General features: G+C 37.0%; 1 protein-coding gene and 1 pseudogene. Both read right to left on the bottom strand.

Annotation, left to right across the window (positions count from 1 at the left end; all coding sequences use genetic code 11):
* Positions 1-224, bottom strand: a pseudogene (locus B3J44_RS11430) (efflux RND transporter periplasmic adaptor subunit); the annotation flags it as partial.
* A partial coding sequence (locus B3J44_RS11425; protein ID WP_286968555.1) for an efflux RND transporter permease subunit occupies positions 214-2010 on the bottom strand: 1797 nt, incomplete at its 5' end. The pseudogene B3J44_RS11430 and the gene B3J44_RS11425, both read right to left, overlap by 11 nt.

The raw sequence follows: 2010 nt of genomic DNA, 5'->3' as shown, positions 1-2010 counted from the left end.
GTTTTTACGAAACTGCTCACTTTTGCATACAAATCAACTTGTTGGAAACCGGTTAATTCAGCTGGCAAACGCAATTCTGTTGTTAGTTTTTCTTTTGATAAAAGGAAAGTTTCAACTTTAGGTTCTATTTCTGCTTTCGCAGTTTCTTCTTTTTTCTTTTCACAGCTTAGTACAACTAAAGCTGTAAATAGTATTGCTGTAGATTTTATAATGTTACTTTTCATTTTTTGGTTTTAATGATGAGATATAATGTATGCTTTCTTCGTCTTCAGGATCTAAAGAAACAGATTGTGTCGATGTTTTTTCTTGTGCCCACGCAAATATCTGCGGAAGGATTAATAATACGGCAAAAGTAGAAAATAATAATCCACCGATAACTGCTCTTCCTAACGGAGAAACCTGATCGCCTCCTTCGCCGTGTCCAATTGCCATTGGCAACATACCCATAATCATCGCAACAGATGTCATGATAATTGGACGAAGACGTAACGCAGCAGCTTCACGAGCAGATTCTAAGGCATTGCCGTTTATTTTTCGAAGCTGTTCGGCATTCGTGACCAAAAGTACGGCGTTGGCAATAGAAACCCCAACCGACATGATGATTCCCATATACGATTGTAAGTTTAATGTTGAACCAGTTAAAGTAAGCATTAATAACGATCCTAAAACTACGGCAGGAACCGTTGTTAAGATTACTAACGAAACTTTGAACGATTGGAAATTAGCGGCCAACATTAAGAAGATTACGAATACGGCAACCAATAATCCTGTTTGTAAACTACTTAATGTTTCGGTCAATACAGTACTTAGTCCAATTGGCGTAACAAACAAACCACGTGGCAATTCGCCTAATGAACTAATTGTTTTGCTTACATCTTTTGAAGCCGTCCCCAAATCGGTTTTATAGATGTTTGCTGTAACGGTAATGTATGGCATAGCCCCTAAATTATCATTTTCACCACTTACAAAGCCTGGTGTAATTTTAGCAACGTCACTTAAAACAGGACGAAGCGAGTTTTTCAATACTGGAATTTCTCCAATATCGGTTTTGCTTTTCATTTTATTTAATGGAACCTGAACCTGAACAGAATACGATAATCCTGCTTTCTCATCGACCCAGTTATTTTTTTCTGTATAACGAGAAGATGAGGTTGAAGCCACCAATGAACGCGAAATATCATTCATATCAACTCCTAATTCAGCAGCACGAGTTCTGTCAATATCAATATTCATTGCTGGATAATGAATTGGCTGTCCGATTTGCACGTCTCTGAAATACGAAATTGCTTTTAACTTGTCTACAATTTGAGTCGCGTATAATTCGTTTTTCTTTTTGTCTTTTCCGGCAACTCGAATCTCAATTGGAGTAGGAGAACCCTGGCTTAAAACTTTATCCGTCAATTCGATTGGCTCAAAAGAAAGTTTAGTGTCTGGCAATACTTTTTTAAGTCTTGCTCTAAACTCATCTTTAAAATCGTCCATGTCTTCATGATAGTCTTTTAAACTCACTTGAAAAACCGCTTCGTGAGAACCAGCCATGAACAGATAAATCGGGTTGATCGAGAATAGAGAAGGGTGCTGACCCACATAAACAGATGTAATTCCGATATGATCTTTACCGACCATTTTTTCTAATTCTTTTAAAACAATTCTGGCTTGTTCTTCGGTTCTTTCCAAACGCGTTCCGTCAACAGCACGCATTCTTAATTGAAACTGACTTGAATTGGTTCTTGGAAAAACGTCTTTTCCGATAAAATTAATAAACAAAACAGCTAGAAGAATAGATCCTGTTAAATATATAATTGTTGTTGCTTTTTTGTGAACAAACAAACGGTCTAAAGTTCGCATGAAACGAATCTTGAAACGTTCGAAAGCACTAATTTTTCCGTTGTTGTTGGTATCGTCTTTTTCTATATAACCCTTTTTCTGAGTAATCAGATTTTGTTCCGATTCTGGAGTTATGCCACTATCATTAAATTCGGCTTCGTCATCTGTAATTTCTGGTCCGTG

Origin of the sequence: Flavobacterium sp. UBA4854 (genome assembly GCF_002399805.1) — a bacterium.
In the GTDB taxonomy this organism is placed as follows: Bacteria; Bacteroidota; Bacteroidia; order Flavobacteriales; family Flavobacteriaceae; genus Flavobacterium; species Flavobacterium ginsengisoli.
The sequence above is the reverse complement of the archived record's forward strand: the minus strand, read 5'-3'. Positions and strand labels throughout refer to the sequence as shown.